The sequence below is a fragment of the Pseudonocardia sp. McavD-2-B genome, from assembly GCF_024124365.1.
GTDB classification, from domain to species: domain Bacteria; phylum Actinomycetota; class Actinomycetes; order Mycobacteriales; family Pseudonocardiaceae; genus Pseudonocardia; species Pseudonocardia alni.
This window is the reverse complement of sequence record NZ_JAMXSG010000482.1, coordinates 1-2,059: the sequence shown is the minus strand read 5'-3', so window position 1 is coordinate 2,059 and position 2,059 is coordinate 1. Positions and strand designations below refer to the sequence as shown.

Below are 2,059 nucleotides of genomic sequence, written 5' to 3'. Positions count from 1 at the left end.
CCGGCCGCGTGCAGCGCGACGGCGAGCGGCTCGGCCAGCGCCCCGTGCGCGGTGCCGACGCCGTCGGGCAGCGTCCGCACCTGGTCGGCGGGCACGCAGCGCAGCTGGCTGAACCCCCCGTCGGTGTGCGGGTCGAACGCGGCCGACCCGAAGTAGCGCACCCGCGGGTGCAGGTTCGTGCGCCCGGCGATCCGGCAGGGCAGCTCACGGTCACCGACCAGCGTCGCCGGGTGGACGGTCACCGGGGTGCCGGGCTCCGGGCCCTCCACCCCCGGCCCGAGCGCCGCGACGCGCCCGGCGACCTCGTGGCCGAGCACGAGCGGGTGGCGCAGCGTCGCCGTTCCGGACGCGCCGTGGCGCCAGTACGAGATGTCGGAGCCGCAGATGCCGCCCCACTCCATGGCGACCAGGACCTCGCCCGCGGCGGGTGCGGGGTCGGGCCGCTCGTCGACCCGCAGGTCTCCCGGGCCGTGCACGACGACGGATCTCATGCTGCGTCCTCCAGCCGGACGAGGTCGCGGCCACGGGTCTCCGGCGCGAGCACCGCGGAGACCAGCGTGATCAGCGAGTAGACGATGAGCATGACGGCGATCGGCCACCAGCTGCCGGTGACGGCGGTGAGGGTGGCGGCCAGCACCGGACCGATGGCGGTCGCGAGCACGCCGCCGATCTCCTTGCTCAGGGCGAGCTGGGTGAAGCGGGTGCGGGCGCCGAACAGCTCGGCCATCGTGACGCTCTCGGCCGCGAAGATCCCGAGCACACCGAGGTTGAGGGCGACGACCATGGCGAGCGTCAGCGCGACCGTGTTCCCGCTGACGATCATCAGCATCAGCGGGAACGCGAGCACCGCGGTGAGCGCGGTCAGGCCGATGTAGACGGGACGACGGCCGACCCGGTCGCTCAGCAGCCCGATCAGCGGGACCGTGACGAAGCCGGCCAGCGAGCCGATGACGATCGCGTCGGTGGCGACCGAACGGTCCAGCATGAGGTTGGCCGCGACGAAGCCGACGAGGAAGGTCTGGACCAGGCCGGAGTTGCCGGCCTGGCCGAACCGCAGGCCCAGCGCCAGCAGGAACGCGCGGCCCTTGCGCTGGGTGAGGCCGGCCTCGATCGCACCGACCCTGGGGGCGTCGCCGTCGCCGTCGCCGTCGCGGGCCGCGGCGCGCAGCTCCTCGCGGTCGAGCGCGACGCCGTCGGCCACGTCGGCGCGGCCCTCGAAGACCGGGCTCTCCTTGACGTTGCTGCGCAGCCAGACCGCGAGGATCAGCAGCACGAAGCTGAACAGGAACGGGATCCGCCAGCCCCAGGACAGCAGCTGTTCCTCGGTGAGGGTCGCGAGCAGGACCGCCCAGATCCCCGACGCGGCCAGCGTGCCGGAGTTCGTGCCCAGCGACACCAGCGAGCCGACGAGGCCACGGCGCCGGGTCGGCGCGTACTCGACGAGCATCACCGTCGCGCCGGCGATCTCGGCGCCCGCGCCGAAGCCCTGCGCGAGCCTCAGGACGACGAGCAGCACCGGGGCGAGGATGCCGATCTGGGCGTAGGTCGGGAGCGCACCGATGAGCGTCGTGGAGACCCCCATCAACAGGATCGTCAGGTAGAGGACCTTCTTGCGGCCGAGCCGGTCCCCCATACGTCCGAAGTAGACGGCGCCGGCGAGCCGCGCGACGTAGCCCACCCCGTAGGTGGCCATCGCCGCGATGAGCCCGACCGCCGGGTTCACGGCCGGGAAGAAGATCTGGTTGAACACGATCGCGGCCGCCAGTGAGTACAGCTGGAAGTCCATGAACTCCATGGCCGTACCCAGCCAGCCCGACGCCGCGGCCTTGCTCAGGTCCCGTGTGGTGCGGGTGACGGGTCCGGATGACCCGGTCGTTGTGGTGTTGTCCGTCATCGTGAACTCCGTTGCTCCGTGACCGGGAGGGTGGGCTACAGCTCGACGCGTCCGGCGCCGAGGGCGGGCAGGCGCGCGGCGACGGCGGCGACCAGGTCGCCGTCGGCCGCGAGGTCGGGTGCGCCGGCGGCGTCCAGGAGCCGCGCGACGGTGCCGGTGGGGTCG

At 73.2% G+C, this 2,059-nt stretch carries 2 protein-coding genes; both read right to left on the bottom strand.

The annotated features are described in order from the left end of the window. The coding region (locus tag NH602_RS30465; protein WP_253069639.1) for an alcohol dehydrogenase catalytic domain-containing protein at positions 1-491 on the bottom strand (491 nt) is incomplete at its 3' end. Continuing rightward, a complete protein-coding gene (locus tag NH602_RS30460) occupies positions 488-1,894 on the bottom strand; it encodes an MFS transporter (RefSeq protein WP_253069638.1) in 1,407 nt (468 codons plus the stop codon). The genes NH602_RS30465 and NH602_RS30460, both read right to left, overlap by 4 nt. Positions 1,895-2,059 lie beyond the last annotated feature (165 nt).

What these genes read in the sequence shown, in the direction of transcription:
- NH602_RS30460 (WP_253069638.1), bottom strand. Translation starts at nt 1,894, where the DNA reads ATGACGGACAACACCACAACGACCGGGTCATCCGGACCCGTCACCCGC.